The 21,629-nt window shown below is 72.5% G+C and carries 18 protein-coding genes; 15 read left to right on the forward strand and 3 right to left on the reverse strand.

Features of this window, described 5'->3' with window-relative positions:
* Positions 1-17: 17 nt before the first annotated feature.
* Together IW249_RS20760 and IW249_RS20765 are read right to left on the reverse strand one after the other, a co-directional pair.
* Complete coding sequence (locus tag IW249_RS20760; RefSeq protein WP_196922293.1) at positions 18-641, reverse strand: DUF998 domain-containing protein; 624 nt, start codon at positions 639-641, stop codon at positions 18-20.
* A gap of 56 nt (positions 642-697) precedes the next feature.
* Complete coding sequence (locus tag IW249_RS20765) at positions 698-1,432, reverse strand: DUF998 domain-containing protein (protein WP_196922294.1); 735 nt, start codon at positions 1,430-1,432, stop codon at positions 698-700.
* Between the two features lie 154 nt (positions 1,433-1,586).
* Here IW249_RS20765 and aspS point away from each other — a divergent pair, with 154 nt between their 5' ends.
* The 4 genes from aspS to IW249_RS20785 all read left to right on the forward strand — a co-directional run bounded on the left by aspS (position 1,587) and on the right by IW249_RS20785 (position 6,451).
* Positions 1,587-3,392, forward strand: a complete 1,806-nt coding sequence (gene aspS / locus IW249_RS20770) for an aspartate--tRNA ligase (protein WP_196922295.1) — start codon at positions 1,587-1,589, stop codon at positions 3,390-3,392.
* A gap of 107 nt (positions 3,393-3,499) precedes the next feature.
* Positions 3,500-4,312, forward strand: coding sequence for a sugar nucleotide-binding protein (locus IW249_RS20775; RefSeq protein WP_196924881.1), 813 nt, complete (start codon positions 3,500-3,502; stop codon positions 4,310-4,312).
* A gap of 68 nt (positions 4,313-4,380) precedes the next feature.
* On the forward strand, positions 4,381-4,989 hold the full coding sequence (locus IW249_RS20780) for an ArsR/SmtB family transcription factor (protein WP_196922296.1): 609 nt from the start codon (positions 4,381-4,383) through the stop codon (positions 4,987-4,989).
* Positions 4,990-5,164: 175 nt separating this feature from the next.
* A complete protein-coding gene (locus IW249_RS20785) occupies positions 5,165-6,451 on the forward strand; it encodes an MFS transporter (protein WP_196922297.1) in 1,287 nt (428 codons plus the stop codon).
* A 39-nt stretch (positions 6,452-6,490) separates the two neighbouring features.
* Here IW249_RS20785 and IW249_RS20790 read toward each other — a convergent pair whose 3' ends face one another.
* A complete protein-coding gene (locus IW249_RS20790; RefSeq protein WP_196922298.1) occupies positions 6,491-7,231 on the reverse strand; it encodes a GNAT family N-acetyltransferase in 741 nt (246 codons plus the stop codon).
* A gap of 140 nt (positions 7,232-7,371) precedes the next feature.
* On the opposite strand from IW249_RS20790, the gene IW249_RS20795 reads away from it, so the two are divergent.
* From IW249_RS20795 to IW249_RS20845, 11 genes are all read left to right on the forward strand, one after another.
* Positions 7,372-7,593 carry a hypothetical protein gene (locus tag IW249_RS20795; protein WP_030335598.1) on the forward strand — a complete coding sequence of 74 codons (222 nt, stop codon included), beginning with the start codon at positions 7,372-7,374 and terminating at the stop codon, positions 7,591-7,593.
* A gap of 74 nt (positions 7,594-7,667) precedes the next feature.
* Positions 7,668-9,206 (forward strand): replication-associated recombination protein A, encoded by a 1,539-nt coding sequence (locus IW249_RS20800; RefSeq protein WP_196922299.1) that lies wholly within the window; start codon positions 7,668-7,670, stop codon positions 9,204-9,206.
* 2,510 nt (positions 9,207-11,716) lie between these two features.
* Positions 11,717-12,436, forward strand: a complete 720-nt coding sequence (locus tag IW249_RS20805; RefSeq protein ID WP_196924882.1) for a hypothetical protein — start codon at positions 11,717-11,719, stop codon at positions 12,434-12,436.
* Between the two features lie 148 nt (positions 12,437-12,584).
* Positions 12,585-13,049 (forward strand): DUF948 domain-containing protein, encoded by a 465-nt coding sequence (locus IW249_RS20810; RefSeq protein WP_196922300.1) that lies wholly within the window; start codon positions 12,585-12,587, stop codon positions 13,047-13,049.
* 29 nt (positions 13,050-13,078) lie between these two features.
* The gene (locus IW249_RS20815; RefSeq protein WP_091401860.1) at positions 13,079-13,384 is read left to right on the forward strand and encodes a hypothetical protein; all 306 of its coding nucleotides are present in this window, start codon (positions 13,079-13,081) and stop codon (positions 13,382-13,384) included.
* Entirely contained in the window at positions 13,381-16,059 is a 2,679-nt protein-coding gene (alaS, locus tag IW249_RS20820) for an alanine--tRNA ligase (protein ID WP_196922301.1), read from the forward strand. Before IW249_RS20815 ends, alaS begins: the two co-directional genes overlap by 4 nt.
* A gap of 72 nt (positions 16,060-16,131) precedes the next feature.
* On the forward strand, positions 16,132-16,590 hold the full coding sequence (gene ruvX, locus IW249_RS20825; protein ID WP_184184558.1) for a Holliday junction resolvase RuvX: 459 nt from the start codon (positions 16,132-16,134) through the stop codon (positions 16,588-16,590).
* Positions 16,590-17,783, forward strand: coding sequence for an endolytic transglycosylase MltG (gene mltG, locus IW249_RS20830; RefSeq protein WP_196922302.1), 1,194 nt, complete (start codon positions 16,590-16,592; stop codon positions 17,781-17,783). The genes ruvX and mltG overlap by 1 nt, the downstream gene beginning before the upstream one ends.
* A 192-nt stretch (positions 17,784-17,975) precedes the next feature.
* Positions 17,976-18,284, forward strand: a complete 309-nt coding sequence (locus IW249_RS20835) for a hypothetical protein (RefSeq protein WP_231392593.1) — start codon at positions 17,976-17,978, stop codon at positions 18,282-18,284.
* Positions 18,285-18,742: 458 nt separating this feature from the next.
* On the forward strand, positions 18,743-19,570 hold the full coding sequence (locus IW249_RS20840) for a shikimate dehydrogenase (protein ID WP_196924883.1): 828 nt from the start codon (positions 18,743-18,745) through the stop codon (positions 19,568-19,570).
* 283 nt (positions 19,571-19,853) lie between these two features.
* Positions 19,854-21,557, forward strand: coding sequence for a glycoside hydrolase (locus tag IW249_RS20845; protein WP_196922304.1), 1,704 nt, complete (start codon positions 19,854-19,856; stop codon positions 21,555-21,557).
* The last annotated feature ends 72 nt before the right edge of the window (positions 21,558-21,629 follow it).

Here is a 21,629-nt window from a genome sequence, read left to right on the forward strand (position 1 = left end):
GCCGGCCGCGACGACGGTCAGCCGGGCCCGGACGGTCCCGGTCGCCGCCGGGAGACCAGCACCGCGGCCAGCGGTACGCAGGCCTCGGCGGCCGCCGCCAGCCGCTCGGTCAGCCCGATCCATGCCCCGTCGGTGAAGAACTCGACGGCGAACCAACCGACCAGCCCGAGGAGGACCGCTGCCGCCGCGAGCGCCAGCCCGCGTACGGATGCCGGCGGGTGGCGGTGCTCCCGGTCGGAAAACGGCCTCGCGCGACGGTGCACCGCCAGGGCCGGCCAGACGGCCAACGCCCCGAACGCGACGCCGGCGGCCACGGCGTGCGTCGTCGAGTCACCGGCCGGGCGCTGCGGGAACGCGACCAGGACCACTGTCGCCAGCCCGCCCAGCGCGAGCAGCGCTCGGCCCGCCGGCGCGGCGCTGACCAGGCCGAGCGCGGTCACCAGGTGACAGAGGCCCAGGCCGGCCAGCCCGACCGTCATGATCCAGCGGTGGTCCGCACCCGTGGCGGCCAGCGCGCTGATGGTCTGCCGCACCGGGTCGAATCCATCGGACTGGGCGGCCTGCGCCAGGGTCCAGCCACCGACGAGGAACAGCGGTGCGCCACCGGCCGACAGCAGGGTCCAACGGGGAACGGCGGACATCGGGCGATCGTAACGTCGCGACAGACGCGTTTCCGGGCCGCACGTTCGGCGACGACTCAGGGCAGCCCGTCGGGTCGCCCGGGAGTGGGGCCGCTCGGTGGTCCGAGCGGATCCGGGGGTAGGACGCCGATGGTCGGCAGGTCCGGGCCGACGCGGACGGTGTCGCCGGCCGACCAGGCGAGGTGCGCCCGTCGGGCGGAGAGGACCGCCAGCAGCGGCCAGAGGGAGACCGCCACCGCCGTCACCCGCTCGGCCAGCCCGGTGCGGGATCCGCTGGTCACCTCGAACGCGCACCAGCCGAAGAGGGCGAGCAGCACGAGCGTGGCGCTCAGCCCCACCGCCCGACGGAACGCCCAGGGCGGCTCCGGTCGGGTGGGGTGCTCGGTGTCGTGACCGCGCGGCAGTCGCAGTGCCGAGCCGGCCGGCCAGAGCACCAGGGCGAGGACGGCCACCGTCGCCGCGATGCCGTGGCTGAGCGAGCCGCCGACCGGCGGCCGGGGAAAGGCGACCAGCGCGATGGTGGCCACCCCGCCGATCGCGAGCAGGAAGCGGCTGGGCAGCCCGGCGGCGTGCAGGACGGCGGCGACGGACAGGTAACAGCAGCCGAGCAGCACCAGGGCCACCACCATGATCCAGGCGTCGGTGGCGTCCTGCCCTGCCAGCTCGCTGATGGTGTCCCGGACTGGGTCGTACCCGACGGGCTGTTGGGCCTGCGCCACCGTCCAACCGGCCACCAGCAGCACGGGCGCCGCCGCCGCCGTGGCGACGGCCCAGTTCGGTACGGGCCGCATTTCGCCACGTTAACCGGCGCGGCTGCCGGGGGAGTGGGGTTCGCCGGTCCACCCCACCAGCGAATCGTGCCGGCCTGCCGGGTGCCCGGAGGCGGGGCGGCCACCCCTGACAGAATGCGGGTGAGGACTGTTCCACGATGAGGAGTTGCCAGCCGTGATCCGTACCCACAATGCCGGAAGCCTGCGCGCCGCGGACGCCGGCTCGACGGTGACGCTCGCCGGCTGGGTGGCCCGCCGCCGCGACCACGGCGGGGTCATCTTCGTCGACCTGCGCGACGGTTCCGGTGTTGTCCAGGTGGTGTTCCGCGAGGAGGATGCGCACGCGCTGCGCAACGAGTTCTGCGTGAAGGTCGTCGGTGAGGTGACCCGCCGCCCGGCCGGCAACGAGAACCCGGAGCTGCCCACCGGTGAGGTCGAGGTGACCGTCGTCGAGCTGGAGGTGCTCTCCGAGGCGGCGCCGCTGCCGCTGCCGGTGGACGACCAGATCGAGGCCGGCGACGACATCCGACTCCGGTACCGCTACCTGGACCTGCGCCGCAGTGGCCCGGCGAACGCGCTGCGGCTGCGCTCGCGCGCCAGCCAGCTCGCCCGGGGCGTGCTGCACGAGCGGGACTTCCTGGAGATCGAGACGCCGACGCTGACCCGCTCGACGCCGGAGGGCGCCCGCGACTTCCTGGTGCCGGTGCGCCTCCAGCCCGGCAGCTGGTACGCGCTGCCGCAGTCGCCGCAGCTGTTCAAGCAGCTGCTGATGGTCGGCGGCATGGAGCGGTACTACCAGATCGCCCGTTGCTACCGCGACGAGGACTTCCGCGCCGACAGGCAGCCGGAGTTCACCCAGCTCGACATCGAGATGTCCTTCGTCACCGAGGACGACGTGATCGACCTCGGTGAGGCGATCGTCTCGGCGCTGTGGAAGGACCTGGCCGGGCACGAGATCACCCGACCGATCCCGCGGATCACCTGGCACGACGCGATGGCCCGGTACGGCTCGGACAAGCCGGACCTGCGTTACGGCGTCGAGCTGACCGAGTTGACCGAGTACCTGCGCGGCACCGAGTTCCGGGTCTTCGCCGGGGCGATCGACGCGGGCGGCTACGTCGGCGCGGTGGTGATGCCGGGCGGCGCGGCGCAGAGCCGCAAGGAGCTGGACGGCTGGCAGGACTGGGCGAAGGCGCGTGGCGCCCGTGGCCTGGCGTACGTGGTGCTGGACGCCGAGACCGGTGAGGCGCGCGGCCCGGTGGCGAAGAACCTCTCCGCCGAGCACCTGGGCGGGCTCGCCGACGCGGTCGGCGCCAAGCCGGGTGACGCGGTCTTCTTCGCCGCGAGCGCCACCACCCGGGAGGCCCAGGAGCTGCTCGGGGCGGCCCGCGTCGAGATCGCCAAGCGGTCCGGCCTGATCGACGAGAGCGCCTGGGCGTTCTGCTGGGTGGTCGACGCGCCGATGTTCGAGCGCACGGACGAGGGCGGTTGGACGGCCGTGCACCACCCGTTCACCTCGCCGAACTCGGAGTGGGTCGACCGGTTCGAGGAGGCTCCGGACCGCGCGTTGGCCTACGCGTACGACATCGTCTGCAACGGCAACGAGATCGGCGGCGGGTCGATCCGTATCCACCGGGGTGACGTGCAGAAGCGGGTCTTCGACCTGCTCGGCATCACTCCGGAGGAGGCGCAGGACAAGTTCGGCTTCCTGCTGGAGGCGTTCAAGTACGGCGCTCCGCCGCACGGCGGCATCGCCTTCGGCTGGGACCGGGTCTGCATGCTGCTCGCCGGCGCGGACTCCATCCGTGAGGTCATCGCCTTCCCGAAGACCCGGGGTGGCTTCGACCCGCTGACCAGCGCCCCCACCCCGATCACCGCCCAGCAGCGCGCCGAGGCCGGCATCGACGCCAAGCCCAAGCCCGCCGCAACGGCCCACACGGGGACGGCCGGCCCCGCAGCCCCGGTAGCAGACCCGGTCTGACCCGCATCTCCTCCCTCTCGCCTCGTTGATCATGGGGTTGGCGGGCCCACGCGTCGGCGTGTCGCTCGTTAACCTCATGATCGACCTAGGTGGGGGAGTGGGCTGGGATGCGGGTGCTTGTCGTCGGGGGTAGTGGGTTACTCGGGCGGTCGGTTTGTCGGCGGGGCCTCGGGCTTGGCTGGTCGGTTGTTGGGACGTTCCACTCCGGTGAGATCGCCGTGCCGGGAGTCGCGGCACGTCGGCTGGACGTGACCGACCGATCCGCCGTGCGCACGCTGGTCGCCGAGGTGCGGCCGGACGCCGTGGTCGGAACCCCCTACCGGTACGGGGACTGGACGGTCACCGCCGACGGGGCCGCGAACGTGGCGCTCGCCGCCGCCGAGGCGGGTGCCCGGCTGGTGCACGTGTCCAGCGACGCGCTGCACGCCGGACGACCCGTGCCGTACGCCGACGACGAACCACCCACACCGGTGCACGCGTACGGTGCCGCGAAGGCGGCGGCCGAGACCGCCGTGCGGGCGATCGACCCGGGCGCGGCCCTGGTGCGGACCTCCCTGATCGTGGGGGAGGGCAGCAAGCAGATCCAGCTCTGCCGGGACGCGCTCGCCGGCCGGGCCACCCTGTTCAGCGACGAGCTGCGCTGTCCGATCGACGTCGCCGACCTGGCCGACGCCGTGCTGGAGTTGGTCGCCTCGGCGTACGCCGGTCTGCTGAACGTGGCCGGTCCGGACGCGGTCAGCCGGGCGGAGCTGGGCCTGCTGGTCGCCGAGCGGTACGGCCTGGACGCGGCCGGGCTGAAGACCACGACCAGCGCGGCGGCCGGCCTGGTTCGCCCGACGGACGTTCGCCTCGACTCCACCCGCGCCGCCGGCCTGCTGCGCACCCGGCTGCGCGGCGTCCGCGAGGTCCTCGCCGCCTGAATGGGCGCGTCCACACTTTCTATGCACAACTCTTGTGCATAGAAAGTGTGCAGAGATAGTGTGCAGTCATGGTGAACGACGAAGGCGTCTCGCGGCCGGCGCTGCGTGAAGTGCGGATCGACAAACGGCAGGTCCGGGTGCTGGCGCATCCGCTGCGAATGCGGCTGGTCGGAGCGCTGCGCGTGAAGGGGCCCGCTACCGCGACCACCCTCGCCGAGCTGCTCGGCACCAACACCGGCGCAACCAGCTACCACCTGCGACAGCTCGCCGAGGTCGGGCTGGTCATTGAGGATCCCGACCGGGGCAGCGGGCGGCAGCGCTGGTGGCAGGCCGCCCACGACGTCACCAACTGGGAGCCGTCTGACTTCGACGACGACCCCGACGCCCGGGCCGCGATCGAGTGGATCCAGGGCGACCAGGTGCGTCTCCTCGCCGAAACCGCCGACCGCTGGTTCGCCACCCAGCACGAGTGGTCGGCCGCCTGGCGGGACGGATTCGGCATGGGCGACATCTTCATGACCATTCCGCCGGATCGGCTGGAAGAACTCAAGGCGGAGGTGTGGCAGGTGCTGGAGCGGTACCACCGCGAGGCCGAGCCCACCGCCTCCACCGACCCGGAAGCCCGCCCGGTGCAGGTGTTCCTGGCTGCCTACCCGTTGCGCGAGGGCCTCCAGTGAGCGCGAGGAGTGAGCCGGGTCTGCGAGCCCCGCAGTCGCGAACGAAAGGCGGCCCAGTGAGCGCGAGGAGTGAGCCGGGGTTGCGAGCCCCGCAGTCGCGAACGAAAGGCGGCCCAGTGAGCGCGAGGAGTGAGCCGGGTCTGCGAGCCCCGCAGTCGCGAACGGAGGTGCCATCGTGAGCGCGCTGACCGTACGCCAGGTTCGGCGTCGTTACCTCACGCTGTACGGCCTGCGCTGGCTGCCCACGGGTCTGATGATCCCGGTGATGATCCTGCTGATGCAGGAGCGCGGCCTGTCGTTGCCGCAGATCGGGCTGGTCGGCACGGCGCAGGGGCTGCTGGTGCTGGCGCTGGAGTTGCCCACCGGTGGGCTCGCCGACGCTCTCGGTCGTCGACCGGTGCTGCTCGCCGCCGGCGTGCTCAACCTCGCCTCGCTGGCGCTGTTCGCGGTGGCCGACTCGTTCTGGCTGTTCTTCGTGGTCTGGGCTCTGCAGGGCGTCTACCGGGCGTTGGACAGCGGCCCGTTGGAGTCCTGGTACGTCGACGCCACCCTGGCCGCCGACCCGGAGGCCGAGTACGAGCGCGGCCTCGGGTACGCCGGCACCGTCATCGGCGGGGCGATCGGCGGTGGCGCGCTGCTCAGCGGTGGTCTCATCGCGCTCGGCCCGATCGGGCCGGTCAGCGCGCTCACGGTGCCCGTGTTGGCCGCCATCGTCGCGCAGGCGGCGGCGCTCGTCGCGCTGGTCGTGCTGCTGGTCGAAGAGCGGCCGGCCACCGGGTTCGCGGCGCTGAGATCCTCGGTGGTCCAGGCGCCCCGGATGATCGGTCAGGCCGTCGGGCTGCTGCGTCGCTCCCGGGTGCTGCTGGCGTTGGTGGCCGTCGAACTGTTCTGGGGCTTCGGCATGGTCACCTTCGAGTCGCTGCTGCCGGTCCGGCTCGCCGAGGTGATCGGTGATCCGGAACGCGCGGCGGCGCTGCTCGGGCCGGCGAACTCGGCCGCCTGGCTCGCCTCGGCGGCCGGCGCGGCACTGACTCCACTGCTGCTGCGCTGGTTCGGCGCCGCCCCGGGTGCGGCCCTGCTGCGCATCCTCCAGGGCGTGACGGTGGTCGGAATGGGGTTGTTCGCCGGACCGGTCGGCGTGCTGGTGGCGTATCTGGCCTGCTACGCCGTGCACGGCGCGTCCAACCCGCTGCACAGTGGGCTGCTGCACCGGCAGGTCGACGGCCCGTACCGGACCAGCGTGCTCTCGCTGAACTCGATGATGGCGCAGCCGGCCGGCGCGCTCGGTGGGGTGGTGCTGACCGCGCTCGCCGCCGCCACCAGCATCAGTACCGCGATGGTGGTCGGCGCTGTGGTGCTGGCCGTCGCCGCACCGCTCTACCTGCCCGCCTGGCTGGCCGGCCGCCGAGCCGTCCCGGCTGTCGAGCCGACCGCGGTTCCGGTACCCGCCGCCGACCGCTGAGGAAGGGGTCCCTCGTCCGCGAGGGGCCCCTGCTGCGGGTCAGGCGAGGCGGATCGAGCTGAGCGGGAGAGTGTTGGTGTAGCCGAGCCGACGGTAGAGCCGCGCCGCACCGACATTGTGCGTGTAGACGCCGAGCCCCACGGTGTCGTGGCGCGCCAGCAGCGCCCGGGTCATCCCTGCGGTCAGGGCCGCGCCCAGCCCTCGACCTCGTTGGTCGGGGGCGACGGTCAGGCCGGCGAGGAAGCCGATGTCGCCCTGGCTGCGGTCCGCGCCGCACGCCACCAACCGGTCGCCGGCCCGGATGCCGTACCAGTCGACCACCCGTGGGTCGCCCGGGCGGGAGGTGCTGGTGGGGAACGACTCGTCGACCAGTGCGGCCAGCGCCGGCTGGTCGGCGTCGGTGAGGCGTACCACCGACTGCTCGTCCGGCTGCGTCGGTGGCGACGTGTCGGTCCAGTGGAAGTCCCAGTCGCTGTGCTCGGCCACCGTCAACCGGTCGGCCAGTAGACCGCGATCGTATCGAGGCAGGTGCAGCCGTTGTCCGGGCTGGAGCATCCCGTCGGCGGCGAGCGCGACACAGATCTCCAGCGCCGGTTGGGCCGGGCCGATCGCGCAGCCGGCCGGTCCGTGCTCGGGCGGGACCAGCCACAGCACCGCGCCATCGCGCCGGTACGCGTGCGCCGGCACGGCCCGCCCGAGCGCGTGCCGGGCGAACGGGTGATGGCCGACGGCGGCCAGGATGGCGCTCCGGTCCTGGAGCACCCGGTCGTCGATGATCATGCGGTTCAGCCTAGGAGCCGGGGGTGGAACGCCCGCGCCGGGCCGGCGCGGGGCGGCCACCTCCACCGTGGAGATTGGCGAGTCGACCGATTGGGTACATCACGCGCCGACCTACTGGGAACCCCCACCGGAGGACCGACATGCTCGCCATTCTCGCGGCCATCGTCTTTGGCTTCGCTCTGCTGCTCGACCTGCTCGACACCAACTTCGGCGCACCCGACCTGTTCAACTGGAACACCCTCGTGCTCATCGGACTGCTCCTCCTCTCGCTCTACCTGGCCGGCGTGGGCAGTGGCCCGCGCGGCGGTGGCGGCGGTGGCGGCGGCCGCTGGTACCGGGGTCGTCGCCCCGGGCGTGGCTGACCGGAACCGATCACCGGTGGCGGGCCCGCGGCGCGATTCCGGCGTCGCGGGCCCGGCCCGGTACTGTCTTCGTGATGGAGTCCGACGCCCTCTTCTCCCTCGGTGAACCCGCCGGGTCGCGCAGCGCGCCCGACGGTCCCGCCGGTGTCGACGGCTTCACCGCGGTGGCCGACGATTCGCCCCTGCCCGTCCGGATGCGCCCGGTGACCCTCGACGAGTTGGTCGGGCAGGAGCACCTGCTCGCCCCCGGCGCGCCCCTGCGGCAACTGGTCTCCGGCGGGGCTCCGATGTCGGTGATCCTCTGGGGCCCGCCGGGCAGCGGCAAGACCACCATCGCGCACCTGGTGGCCGGGGCGACCGACCGCCGCTTCGTCGCCATGTCGGCGCTCTCCGCCGGCGTGAAGGACGTCCGGGCCGTGATCGAGGCGGCTCGCCGTCAGCGTCGCTCCGGCGGCCCGCAGACAGTGCTCTTCATCGACGAGGTGCACCGGTTCAGCAAGACCCAACAGGATTCGCTGCTCGCCGCCGTCGAGGACCGTACGGTCACCCTGCTGGCGGCGACCACCGAGAACCCGTACTTCTCGGTCATCTCACCGCTGCTGTCGCGGTGCGTGCTGCTCACCCTGCAGCCGTTGGACGACGAGGCGGTGCGGGGTCTGCTGCGCCGCGCGGTCGCCGACAAGCGTGGCCTGGGCGGCGCACTCGCCCTGACCACCGAGGCCGAGGATCACCTGGTCCGGCTGGCCGCCGGTGACGTCCGCAAGGCCCTCACCGCCCTGGAGGCGGCGGCGGCCTCCGCCACCGCCCTCGGCAGCGGGCGGATCGACCTCGCCACCGCCGAGCAGGCAGTCGACGTGGCGGCGGTGCGCTACGACCGCGACGGCGACGCCCACTACGACGTGGTCAGCGCCTTCATCAAGAGCATGCGTGGCTCGGACGTGGACGCGGCGGTGCACTGGCTGGCCCGCATGCTCGTCGCCGGTGAGGACGCCCGGTTCATCGCCCGCCGTCTGGTCATCTTCGCCAGCGAGGACGTGGGGATGGCCGATCCCGGTGCGCTGAGCGTCGCGACCGCCGCCGCGCACGCTGTCGAGTACGTCGGGCTGCCCGAAGCGCAGCTCAACCTCGCCCAGGCGGTGATCCACCTGGCCACCGCGCCCAAGTCGAACTCGGCCACCACCGCCATCGGCGCCGCGATCGCCGACGTCCGGGCCGGTCGCGGCGGCCCGGTGCCGCGAGGGCTGCGCGACGCGCACTACGCCGGCGCCCGAGGGTTGGGCCACGGGACCGGCTACCGCTACCCGCACGACGACCAGCGCGGCGTGGTCACCCAGCAGTACGTCCCGGACGACCTCGTGGGCACCGACTACTACCAGCCCAGCCCGCACGGCGCCGAGCGGTCGGTGGCCAGCCGGCTGCCGCTGCTGCGCCGGATCGTGCGTGGTCTGGCGGCCCCGGCCGCCCGCCCGGAGACGCCGGCATCCGAGCCGTCCGTAACGGCGCAGACCGCGCCAGCGCTATCCCCGGGGGTCACCCGCCCGACGACGGGCACGGGTGCCCCCGGCACGATGCAGGACAGCGGCACCGACGCCGCAGGAGAGGGTCAACAGTGAGATCGCGTGGTGGGGACCGCCCGGACGAGGGCCCGGACGAGGGGCGCGATCCCCGCGCCAAGACCCGCCGTTGGGGTCGCGGTCGGGCCGCCGAGCCCGAGCCGGAGGAGCCGGTCGCCGGCGAGGAGTTCGGCTGGATCGACGACCTGCGTTCGGCCAAGCAGCAACGCACCGAGCTGGGCCCGGACGGCGCACCGGCGGAGCCGAACCGACCCCGCGGGGGCATGCCGCCGGCAGACCCGCCCGGGCCGCCGACACAACCCGCCCCGCGTACGCCGGCGGAGCCGCCTGGTGCGCGCGGCAGCGGCCCGGAGTCCTCGACGCCGCCAGCCCCGCGCCAGAGTGGACCGGGCGGTGCCGCCGCCCGTCGACCGGTCGACGGCCCCTGGCCGGGGGAGGCGCCGCCAGCGGGCCGTCGCCCGGACGACGGGCCACCCGCAGTCGGCCCCGGCGCCCCCGGGCAGCCGCCGCGCCGAGGAGTGCAGCCGGTGCCCGGCGCCCGCGCCGCCGTACCACCGCCGGCACCCACCGCCCGCCCGGGCGGGGGTGACCCGGCCGGCCCGCAGGGGCCTCGGCCGACACCCGACGGGCCTGGCGGCCCGGCCCGTTCCCGTGGTACGGCGGTCCCTCCCGGCCCACCCGTTGGCCCACCGACCTCAGGCGCCCCGACCGGCCGTCGCCCGGACGCCGCTGTTCCACCGGGCCGTCATCAGGACCCCGCCGCACCCGGCGGGCATCCCGACGCGATGCCGCCGCTGCGCCGTCCGGACGCTGGTCCGGCGGGCCGCCGACCCGGCCCCGATCAGCCGGTCCCGCCCGGCCGTGCCGTGCCGCCCGCCGACGGCACGCCCGCCGGTCGGCGCGCCGCCGGCCCGACCGACCCGGCGCGGGCCGCCGGAGCACCTGCCGCCCCCGGGCCGGCCCGCTTCGACGGCGCACCGGCTGGCGTCGTGCCGCCGCCCGCGGACGGCCTGCGGCCCGACCCCGCCATCGAGCGTGATTCGCGTACCGGCCGGCGTCGCCCGGGCCCGGCCGACCCCGGTGCACCCGAGCCCACCGGGCGGCGCGCTTCCGAGCGCCCCGCTCCGGCGGCCGGCGGGCGTCGCCGCGCCGCCGAACCCGACGAGCCGGTGGTGCCCCGCTCGGGCAACGCCCCACCCGTGCCCCGTGCGGGCAACGCCCCATCCGTGCCCCGCTCGGGCAACGCGTCGTCGGTGCCCGAGGCGACCGGTGCGCACAGCGGCGCCCTGCCCACCACCGGCCCCGCCGACGGCACCGGTCGCCGCCGTGTCGTCTCCGACGAACCGGAACGTCGAACGCCCCCCGGTGGCGAACCCCGCCCGGACCGGCCGGACCGCCCGGAGCGGCCCGCGGACTGGCTCCGCCAGGCCGGCCGACTGCCACACACCGACCCTGGCCTGCCGGTCGTCAACCGCCGAGACGGCAGCCCGCCGGCCGGGGGACGCCGTCCGGCGCCGCCCACCGGGCCGGCAGACCTCGCCGACCAGGCGTCCGGTCGGCTCGCCGTGCCGGACCCGGCCGCGGAGCAGACCGCCGCCCGCCGGCCCGCCGGCCCGCCGGTCGACCCGGGCGCGGACACACCGACCGGTCGTCGCGCCGCCCGACCCGACGGTTCGGGATCCACCGGCGAGCAGGCGCTGCCCTATCCGCCGCCGCCCGGCGAACGGCCCGCCCGTGGGCGGGGCGCTGCGGCAGTACCCCCTCCGGACCCCACCGGCCGGCGTGGCCGTGCCGTGGCAGGCCCCGGCCCGGACGCACCGCCCGCCCCGGACCCGACGGGCCGACGGCGTCGTCCAGCAGCCGAGCCCGGCCCCGACGGTACGGCCGGCCCCGGTCGACCCGGCCCCGCCGGCGACCACGGCGACGATCCCTACGCCGCTGGCCGAGCCGCCCCCGGCGCCGGTCCCGCGGCTCGGGGCGCCGCCCGCTCCGCCCCACCCGGCCGGGCCCGGCCCGTGCCCGGCGACGCGCCGGCACCCGGCCCCGGGCACCGTGGCGCTGACGGCCCACTGCGCGCCGGCCCGGGTGGCGAGGCGGCACCCCGGGACGCGACCCGACCGGACGGTCCGGCTCGTGCGGCGGTGCCGCAGGGCGTGGATGGTCCGCCACGTTCACGTCCGGACGGCCCGGCTCGTGCGGCGGTGCCGCCGGGTGTGGATGGTCCGCCACGGTCACGTCCGGATGGCCCGGCTCGCGCCGCCGTCCGCCCACCCGGCGGGCAGCCGCCCACCGACGAGCGGACTACCGGTGAACCGGGGACGGCCCGTGCTGGTGCGCCGGTCGGTCGGCCTACGCCGGCCGACCGTGCCGCCGGACGCGCCCTGCCACCGAATCGGGAGCCCGGTCGTGCCGAGCCGAGCGGGGTCGCGCCAGTGCCGCCGCCCGGACGCGGCGGCGAGCCGGTCGGCGTGGCCCGCGCCGCCGCCGCGGTGCCCTCGGCGTCCGCTCCGGTGGACCGGCCGGCACCGGAGCCCTCCGACGAGCCGGCGCTGCGTTCGGCCGGACAGGACGCGCCGGACGACGACGCCGCACCGGGTGCCCGTTCCGAGGAACGCCGGCAGACCCGTGAACGGCGCCGCCTGCGCGCGGCGGTGTTGGCGCTGGTCAGCGTCGTGCTGCTCGGCGCGGTGCCGCTCTTCTTCGGCATCCGGACGCTGAGCCGTGACCCGGTCTTCGACAACCTGGACCAGCTCAACGTGCCCGGGTGGGCGGCCGCGAAGACTGTCGACGACGTCAGCGGCAGCCGCTGGTGCCTGCTCGACTGCCGGCTGCGGGAGCGCACCGTGACCTCGGAGAAGGCGCCCAAGGAGACGGCGCAGGTCTACGAGGACGCGCTGCGCCAGGACGGGTGGCAGCCGTGGAAGGTGAGCCGCTGCCCGGAGCAGCAGACGAAGGGCAGCTACACCTGCTGGCGTCGCGACGAGTTGACCCTCGACCTGTGGGTACGCGAGCCGACCTGCGTGCCGCCGCCGGTCGACGGTGAGCCGGCGGTCGTGCCGTCCGCCGACCCGTCGGCCGACCCGTCCGCCGACCCGTCGGCCGCTGCGACCGAGTGCACCGGCTCGTTGGTGTCGGTGAAGGTGCGCAATGCGATCGACGACGAGCGGACCAGGCCGCAGCCGACCACCGACCCGTCACTGACCGGTGAGGACCCGTTCCCAACTGTCAGTGCGGATCCGCTGGGCGAGCTGACACCCTCACCGTCCTGAGCCGGTCTCCATCACGGACGGTAGGGTCTGGGGCTGGCGGCACGCCCGCCACCGGTGACAGCCGACGGCTCGGCGGCCGGTACGGGTGCCATGGTTGTGTGTTCCGGGGACGTCGGGTCCTGCGGAACTCTGCTTGAGGAGGACAGGCGTGGGCGACATTGGAGCGATCGCGGCGCTGATCGCGGCAAGCGCGTTCGCGGTGCTGGTGCTCATCCTGACGCTGCCCATCCTGCGGCTGCGGCACACGGTTGACGCCACCACCCGCATGATCAACGACCTCAACGATCGGACCGCACCGCTGCTCGGTGACGTGAACACCACTGTGAAGAACGTCAACGTCGCGCTGGAGCAGGTGCAGACCTCGCTCGACGGTGTGAACCTCCAGCTGGCGAAGGTCGACACCATGACCAGCCACGCGCAGAACGTCACCGCCAACGTCGCCAACCTGGCCACCGTCGTCTCCGCCGCTGCCGCCAACCCCCTGGTCAAGGTGGCCGCGTTCGGCTATGGCGTGCGTAAGGCCGCCGCCGGCCGCCGGCACGCCGAGACCGAGCGCGAGGTACGCGACACCATCAAGCAGCAGCGACGGGCCGCGCGACGCGGCAACAGCTGACCGGCCCGGCGCAGCAGGAGGTAGCGGACATGAGGCGCTTGTTCTGGCTCGGTATCGGGGTCGCCGTCGGGGTGATCGTGGTCCGCAAGGCGACCCGGACCGCGCAGGCGTACACGCCGGCGGGCATCGCCAGCTCACTGACGGAATCCGCTGGCGGGCTCGTCGAGTCGCTGCGTAGTTTCGTGGAGGACGTCCGGGTCGGGATGGCCGAACGCGAGCAGGAGATCCACCACGCGTTCGCCCAGGGCGAGGCGTTCGACGATAAGTTCGCCGACCTGCGGGAAGACCCGCGAATCGGCGATCGAGAAATCTTTCCGGAGGAACACCAGCGATGAAGACGGCGGAGATCAAGCGGCGGTACCTCGCGCACTTCGAGGCGAATGGCCACACCGTGGTGCCGTCCGCTCCGCTGCCCGCCATCAGCGACCCGAACCTGCTGTTCGTCAACGCCGGCATGGTGCAGTTCGTCCCGTACTTCCTGGGTCAGCAGACGCCCCCGTACCAGCGGGCGGTCAGCGTGCAGAAGTGCATCCGTACCCCGGACATCGACGAGGTCGGCAAGACCAGCCGGCACGGCACGTTCTTCCAGATGAACGGCAACTTCTCCTTCGGGGACTACTTCAAGGCCGGCGCGATTCCGCTCGCCTGGGACCTGGTCACCAAGTCGCAGGCCGACGGCGGGTTCGGGCTGGACCCGGAGCGGGTCTGGCCGACGGTGTACCTCGACGACGACGAGGCGTACGAGATCTGGCGGTCGGTGGGGGTTCCCGCCGAGCGGATCGTGCGCCGGGGCAAGGCGGACAACTTCTGGTCGATGGGCATTCCCGGGCCGTGCGGTCCGTGCTCCGAGCTGTTCTACGACAGGGGCCCGGAGTACGGCCGTGAGGGCGGCCCGGCGGTCGACGAGGACCGCTACATGGAGTTCTGGAACCTCGTCTTCATGCAGTTCGAGCGGGGTCCGGGCACGACGAAGGACGACTACCCGATCCTGGGTGACCTGCCGGCGAAGAACATCGACACCGGCATGGGCCTGGAGCGGATGGCCTCGATCCTGCAGGGTGTGGACAACCTGTACGAGATCGACGAGGTCCGGCCGATCCTGGCCCGGGCGGCCGAGCTGACCGGTAAGCGCTACGGCGCGCACTCCGGGCACGTGGCCAGCGAGTCGCACCCGGACGACGTCCGGCTGCGGGTGATCGCGGATCACGTGCGCACGGCGTTGATGCTGATCGGCGACGGTGTGACCCCGTCGAACGAGGGTCGCGGGTACGTGCTGCGCCGGATCATGCGCCGGGCGATCCGGTCGATCCGGCTGCTGGGCTGGCAGGATCGGGCGCTGCCCGAGCTGCTGCCGGTGGCCCGGGACTGCATGGCGCCGTCGTACCCGGAGCTGGCGACCGACTTCGACCGGATCGCGGACTACGCGTACGCGGAGGAGGAGGCGTTCCTGTCGACCCTGCGGGCCGGCACGACGATCCTGGACACCGCGATCGCGGAGACCCGCACGGCGGGCGGCTCCGCGCTGTCGGGCGCGAAGGCGTTCCAGCTGCACGACACGTACGGCTTCCCGATCGATCTGACCCTGGAGATCGCCGCGGAGCAGGGCCTCACTGTCGACGACGAGGGGTTCCGGCGGCTGATGGCCGACCAGCGGACCCGGGCGAAGGCGGACGCGCAGGCCCGCAAGACGGGGCACGTCGACCTGTCGGCGTACCGGTCGGTGCTCGACGCGGGTGGGCCGGTGACGTTCACCGGGTACAGCGAGGTGTCCCGCGAGTCGACGGTGCGGGCGTTGCTCGGCGCCGACGGCCCGCGCCAGGCGGCGACCGAGGGCGACACCATCGAGCTGGTGCTGGACACCACGCCGTTCTACGCCGAGGGCGGTGGCCAGCAGCCTGACCAGGGCATGATCACGGTTGGCGGCGGGCAGGTCGAGGTGCTCGACGTGCAGCAGCCGGTGCCCGGTCTGATCGTGCACCGCGCCCGGGTGATCCGGGGTGAGGTGCGCGCTGGTGAGGCCGGCTTCGCCGAGATCGACACGACCCGGCGTCGGGCGATCTCCCGGTCGCACACCGCCACGCACCTGGTGCACCAGACCATGCGTAACTTCCTCGGTGAGTCGGCGACGCAGGCCGGGTCGCTGAACGCCCCCGGTCGGCTCCGGTTCGACTTCAACACCCCGACCGGGGTGTCGCCGAGCGTGTTGCGCGACGTGGAGCAGCAGGTCAACGAGGTGCTCCTGGCCGACCTGGAGGTGCACGCCTTCATCACCTCGTTGGACGAGGCGCGGCGGATCGGCGCGATGGCGCTCTTCGGCGAGAAGTACGGCGAGGAGGTGCGGGTCGTCGAGGTGGGTGACTACGCCCGGGAGCTGTGCGGCGGCACGCACGTGGCCCGCTCGGCCCAGCTCGGCCTCGTGAAGATCCTCTCCGAGTCGTCCATCGGTTCCGGTGTCCGCCGGGTCGAGGCGCTGGTCGGCATGGACGCCTTCGGCTTCCTGGCCAAGGAGCACCTGTTGGTCTCCCGGCTGGCCGAGCTTTACCGGGTGCCCAACGATCAGGTCGCCGACCGGGTGGAGCAGACAGTCACCCAGCTTCGCGACGCCGAGAAGGAGTTGGAGAAGCTGCGCGCCCAGCTGGTGCTGGGCGGTGCGGCGGCGCTCGCGGCGCAGGCCAAGGACGTACGCGGGGTCGCGTACGTGGGCACCGAGGCGCCGGAGGGCGCGGCCGGCAACGACGTGCGCACCCTGGCCCAGGAGATCCGCGGCAAGATCGACCCGGCGCGGCCGGCGGTCGTCGCGGTGGCGGCGCGGTCGAACGGCAAGGCGTCCCTGGTGGTCGCGGTCAACGCGGCGGCGCGGAGCCGTGGCCTGGCCGCGTCGGATCTGGTGAAGGCGGCGTTCTCCGGGCGCGGCGGTGGCAGCCCCGATCTGGCCCAGGGCGGCGGTCTACCCGCGGCCGAGGCGCCGAACCTGCTGCTCACCGTCGAGAAGGCGATCACTGAAGCGTGATGGATCATCACCGTGAGTCAGGGTGGGCCAATTGGTCCGCCCTGGTTCGTACCCGAGCGGTGGTGACGTTCGGTGGCTGAGCTGACGCGTGGTGTGCGAATCGGCGTGGACGTTGGTCAGGTCCGGGTGGGCATCTCGCGCTCGGATCCGGACGGGATCCTGGCAACGCCGCTGGTCACGCTGGCGCGCGATCTCACGGCGGCGCCGGACGCGGTGCCGAGCGACCTCGCCGAGCTGGCCGCGTTGGTGGCTGAGCACGAGGCCGTCGGGGTTGTCGTCGGTCTTCCGGTCAATCTCGCCGGCAAGCACGGCCCTGCGGCCGTCCATGTGAAGGCGTACGCTGACCGACTGGTCGATGTGATAGCGCCTGTCCCGGTAACGCTCACTGACGAGAGGATGTCGACCGTGGTCGCTTCTCGTAGGCTTGCCGAGCGTGGCGTCCGAGGTAAACGTCAACGTGCGGTTGTCGATCAGGCGGCCGCGGTGGAGATCCTGCAGAGCTGGCTGGACGCGCAGCGGAGGCGGACGTAATGATCGACGATCTGGATCTTGGGTTCGACGAGCCGGAGCGGGGGGAGAAGGGTCGGCACCGGCGCGGCTTCCGCAAGCGCAAGGGCGGGTCCGGCGGCGGACGGGGCAAGACATTCCTGGCCCTGCTGATGGCCCTGCTCCTGCTGGGCGGCATCGGCGGCGGCGCGTTCTACGGCTTCGACCGCATCCAGAACTACTTCGTCACCCCCGACTACGACGGCAGCGGGGCCGGTGAGATCACCGTCGAGATCAAGAACGGCGCGCTGCTCGCCGACATGGCCGACGCCCTGGTAGCTGCCGACGTGGTGAAGAGCCAGAAGGCCTTCATCGAGGCGGCCGAGGCCAACTCGCGCAGCAAGAACATCCAGCCGGGCACGTACAAGCTGCGCAAGCAGATGAGCGGCGCGAGCGCGGTGACAGCGATGCTCGACCTGAAGAACAAGATCGTCAACGGGCTGACGATCCCCGAGGGCCGCACGAGCTTCAACATCTACAAACTGCTCTCCGAGAAGACCAAGATCCCGGTGAAGAACTTCCAGGCCGCCGCGAAGGACCCGGAGGCGCTCGGCGTGCCGGAGTGGTGGTTCAAGCGCGACGACGGCAAGAAGTCCGTCAAGTCCATCGAGGGCTTCCTGTTTCCGGACACCTACGAGATCCCGCCGAAGTCCACGGCCGAGAGCATCCTCAAGCTGATGGTGAACCGCTTCCTCTCGGTGAGCGGCGAGATGAAGTTCGCCGACCGGGTGCAGGAGGAGCGCAAGGTCAGCCCGTACGAGGCGCTGATCGTTGCGTCGCTTGCACAGGCCGAGGCGGGCAACAAGGACGACCTGGGCAAGGTCGCCAGGGTGGCGTACAACAGGGTGTACGGCGAGTTCCCCTGTAACTGCCTGGAGATGGACGTCACGGTCAACTACTGGTTGGAGGCGACCGGAAAACCGACCAAGACCTCGGCCGAGATGAACCAGTCGGAGCTGCTCGACACCACGAGCCCTTACAGTCGCAAGCTGCGCGGCATGATCCCCACCCCGATCAACAACCCGGGCAAGCAGGCCCTGGAGGGGGCGATGGACCCGCCGTCCGGCAAGTGGCTCTACTTCGTGGCGATCGACAAGCAGGGCCACTCTGCCTTCGCCGAGACGTACGAGGAGCAGAAGCGCAACGAGGCCAAGGCCAAGGAGGCTGGGGTCATCTGACCGTGTCGGTCGAGTTGGCCTGTCGAACGTCGTGACCAACTGTCACGCTGGGTTGGTTGACGATAACGCATTGATCAACGCCGTCCTTCCCCCCTAGACTGCTGCTGTCCTAATCGACAGCCATGAGAACGGGGAGTGGTCGTGACTACGAAGAGATGGACGGCGCGAGTCGGAGCAGTTGCCTCGACGGCTATGGTCGTACTTGCGTTCGCGGCGGTGCCGGCCCAGGCAGCGGTGATTAGCAAGAGCACCACCGGCGCCGCTGGGCGGGCCGTGTACATCAAGAATGGTGACTGGGACCTCTTCGCGCGGGACCCGCTGACCGACGGCCACTGCGCTCGCTGGCAGGAGCGCGCACCGGGCAGCAGTTCGTGGTCGTGGAAGGGCAACTCGATCTGTACCTCATCGGAGGGCTGGGCAGCCTTCGCGCGGTCGGGTTACTCCTACCGGATCTGCCGCACCGGCATCGGCAACTGCTCCTCCGTGGCCACTCTTCCCTGATACCGGCGAAGGGCTGGCCGGACCCGGTCGATGAGCAGGGCTCAACAGCTGGCGGAGTAAGTCTGCCTTGACAACATAAAGGCTCCCTTCCCAACGGCGATCGATGATGCGATCGCAATCGGGAAGGGAGCCTTTATGCGTCGACCCTGATGCGCAATTGCCGCGTCAGTGTCAGTGTCAGTGTCAGTGACTCGTACCGGTCCACGTGCCGGTGCGCGGTCCCGCCAGGTCCGGGTCTTGGCGGCGGCGTTGGAGCCGAACTCCCCGTCGATGAAGCTGGTGCCGGCGGTTTCGCCAACGTCGATGGGGTCAAGCGATGACCCGGTCGCGCAGGGTGGCCGCAGAACCCGTTCCCTGGTGTCCGGGCCAGGGCGCTGGGTACTGTCGATCCCGACGTGCGGGGGAGAGCGGGGACGTGATGTCGACAGTGACCGGGCCGCCGGCTGCGACCGGCGGTGATCGTGTCGATTCGTAGGGCCGCGGTGCTGGGCAAGCCGATCGCGCACTCCCTCTCCCCGGTGATCCACACTGCGGGTTACGTCGCCGCCGGGCTGACCGGGTGGTCGTACACCCGGATCGAGTGCGCGGCGGCGGAGCTGCCGGATCTGGTCGCCGGCCTGGGCCCGGAGTGGGCCGGGTTGTCGGTGACCATGCCGGGCAAGGAGGCGGCGCTCGCCGTGGCCGACGCCGCGTCGCCGGTCGCCGCCGCGGTCGGCGCGGCCAACACGTTGGTACGCCGTCCGGACGGCTCCTGGTACGCGGACAACACCGACGTCGCCGGCATGGTGCTGGTGCTCACCGACGCCGGCGTGACCGCCGGTGCCGCCGTGGCGGTGCTCGGTGCCGGCGGGACGGCCCGCGCCGCGCTCGCCGCCGCCGCGCAGCTCGCGTGCTCGTCGGTGACCGTGGTGGCCCGCCGACCGGAGGCGGTCGACGAGTTGCGCCCGGTGGCCGACGCGCTGGGTGTCGCGCTGACGCCCGCGCCATGGGACGACGCGCCCCGGCAGTTCGCCGCCGCCGACGTGGTCGTGTCCACGGTGCCGAAGGGGGTCGCCGACCCGTTGGCCGGCGCGGTGGCCTGGCGGCCGGGCGCGGTGTTCTTCGACGCGCTCTACGACCCGTGGCCGACACCGCTGGCGACGGCCGCCGACGCGGCAGGCTGCCGGATCGTCTCCGGTCTGGATCTGCTGCTGGCCCAGGCGGTCGGGCAGTTCGAGCAGTTCACCGGCGTGGCCGCGCCGAGGGCGGCGATGGCCGCCGCGCTGACTGCCGCTCGCGCCGCCTGACGGACCGAACAGACACACCCGGAACAGACGGACCCGTGACGGTCGCATGTGCCGTGACACGTCCCGGTAGCTCTCCCCACCCGTCCCGTTGACTCCACGCGTGCTCCGCGGGCAAGGTGGAGGGCGGGCTTCGGTCGCATCTGCGGCCAGAGCCCGCTGATGTCCCCGGGGCCGTTTCTTAGCTGATGGTTAAGACGCGCTTACGGGAAACTGTCCTACCTGCCACATCTCCTGGTCATCGATACGCTGCTCACCGTTACGGACGCAGACACAGGGAGTTTCCTTGACCAGGCACGGACTGCACCGCATCACCCGGTTCCGTTCTGGACCCCGGCGTAAGGCGATTGCCATCGGCGTGGTCGGCGGCTCGGTGGTGGCCGGCATCGTGGCGACCATGATGCCGCTGCTGGCCAGCGACGACCTGTCGATCCGGGCGGCGGCGGACACCACCGCCACCGCGGTGTCGCAGGACGGTGACAACGCGGCCAAGTCGACGCTGGCCACCTGCGCGACGCGCTGCGACGGCAACCCGCGCGGTGGCCGCGAGGCGGTCATCGAGTTCGCGGTGACCACGGTGCCGGCCACAGCGGTCAACGTCCGGGCGACGCTGCGGGTGCACGCCTGGCAGCAGTTCGCCGCGACGGTGACGGCGCACGCCTCGCCGCTGAGCGCCCGCGAGTCGCGGCCTCCCCTGACGTCGGCCGGTGCCGCACTGGACAGCGTGACCAGTGTGTCCAAGGGCTTCAACGAGTGGGACGTCTCCAAGCTGGTCACTGGCAACGGCACCTGGACGGTGTCGTTGGCACAGAGTGGCCTGGAGAGCCGGATCTACTGGGCGTCGGTCGAGAACCGCAACCCGGACCTGCGGCCCAGCCTGCTGATCAGCTACGACCTCGGGGCCCGGCCGTCGCCGGTGACCCCCACCCGGCCGGCGCCGCCGCCGTCGCCGAGCGCGTCGCCGACCACCTCGCCGAAGCCGTCGCCGACCATCGCCCCGACCCGGACGGCCACCCCGAGCGCCAGCGGCACCCTCCCGTCCGGCAAGTGCGGGTCCGTCTCGGACAAGCTCGTCCCGTCCTGCGGCGCCTGGTGGGGCATGTACTCGCCCGCCGGAGCGGCCGGCGGCTGGGACCACGGCAAGGCCGTCGCCGACGTGGAGACGCAGGTCGGGCGCAAGTTCGACATCGTGCACCGCTACCACGACTTCTCCAACGCCGGCAGCAACGGCGCCTTCCCCGACGTGTACGAGTCGCAGCAGATGCGCGAAGGCCGGTTGATGTTCTTCGCCTGGGAGTCCCGTGACTTCTCCGCCGGCACCACCCTCAAGTGGTCGGATGTCTACGGCGGCAAGCAGGACGACACCATCGACGCGGTGGCGGGCCGGATCCGCGCCGCCGGTGTGCCCGTCTTCATCGGCTTCGACCACGAGCCAGAGGACGAGCCGGCCAAGGGCAGCGACGCCGACTTCGTCCGGGCCTGGCGCTATGTCCACGAGCGGTTCGCCAGCGCGGGTGCGACAAACGCGGTCTGGGTCTGGACGATGATGGGTTGGTCCGGGCACTACTCCCGGTACGCCGGCCTGTACCCCGGTGACCGGTACGTCGACTGGGTGGCCTACGACCCGTACAACTTCCACGTCTGCAACGGCAGCACTGTGTGGAAGAGCCCGAGCACCACTGTCGGTGGCTTCTACCGGTGGCTGGACGAGAACGGCATCGGCGCCGGCAAGCCCCGGATGCTCGCCGAGTTCGGCACCAACTTCAACTCCGCCGACCTGGGCGCCAAGCAGCGCTGGTTCCAGGAGTTCCCGGCCGCGTTGAAGGCACACCCGAAGATCAAGGCGGCGATCTACTTCAACTCGGCCGGAATGACCAGCCGTACGTCGACCTGCGACATGACGATGAATCACGACGCCTCGGCGGTGGCCGGCTTCAAGCAGGCCGGGCAGGACCCCTACCTGCGGCAACCCACCGGAGGTAGCCGCTGACGTTCGAAACGGGCTGACAACACGGCGTTCGCCGGAGGTCGGGCATCCGATCCTCCGGCGTTCTGTCGGCTT

Source organism: Micromonospora vinacea, from assembly GCF_015751785.1.
Taxonomy (GTDB): domain Bacteria; phylum Actinomycetota; class Actinomycetes; order Mycobacteriales; family Micromonosporaceae; genus Micromonospora; species Micromonospora vinacea.

Excerpts from the sequence above, each read along its gene's own strand:
- IW249_RS20760 (WP_196922293.1), bottom strand. The coding sequence starts at position 641 with ATGTCCGCCGTTCCCCGTTGGACCCTGCTGTCGGCCGGTGGCGCACCG.
- IW249_RS20765 (WP_196922294.1), bottom strand. The coding sequence starts at position 1,432 with ATGCGGCCCGTACCGAACTGGGCCGTCGCCACGGCGGCGGCGGCGCCC.
- IW249_RS20775 (WP_196924881.1), top strand. The coding sequence starts at position 3,500 with ATGCGGGTGCTTGTCGTCGGGGGTAGTGGGTTACTCGGGCGGTCGGTT.
- IW249_RS20780 (WP_196922296.1), top strand. The coding sequence starts at position 4,381 with ATGGTGAACGACGAAGGCGTCTCGCGGCCGGCGCTGCGTGAAGTGCGG.
- IW249_RS20790 (WP_196922298.1), bottom strand. The coding sequence starts at position 7,231 with ATGATCATCGACGACCGGGTGCTCCAGGACCGGAGCGCCATCCTGGCC.
- IW249_RS20795 (WP_030335598.1), top strand. The coding sequence starts at position 7,372 with ATGCTCGCCATTCTCGCGGCCATCGTCTTTGGCTTCGCTCTGCTGCTC.
- IW249_RS20800 (WP_196922299.1), top strand. The coding sequence starts at position 7,668 with ATGGAGTCCGACGCCCTCTTCTCCCTCGGTGAACCCGCCGGGTCGCGC.
- IW249_RS20815 (WP_091401860.1), top strand. The coding sequence starts at position 13,079 with ATGAGGCGCTTGTTCTGGCTCGGTATCGGGGTCGCCGTCGGGGTGATC.
- alaS (WP_196922301.1), top strand. The coding sequence starts at position 13,381 with ATGAAGACGGCGGAGATCAAGCGGCGGTACCTCGCGCACTTCGAGGCG.
- mltG (WP_196922302.1), top strand. The coding sequence starts at position 16,590 with ATGATCGACGATCTGGATCTTGGGTTCGACGAGCCGGAGCGGGGGGAG.
- IW249_RS20835 (WP_231392593.1), top strand. The coding sequence starts at position 17,976 with ATGGTCGTACTTGCGTTCGCGGCGGTGCCGGCCCAGGCAGCGGTGATT.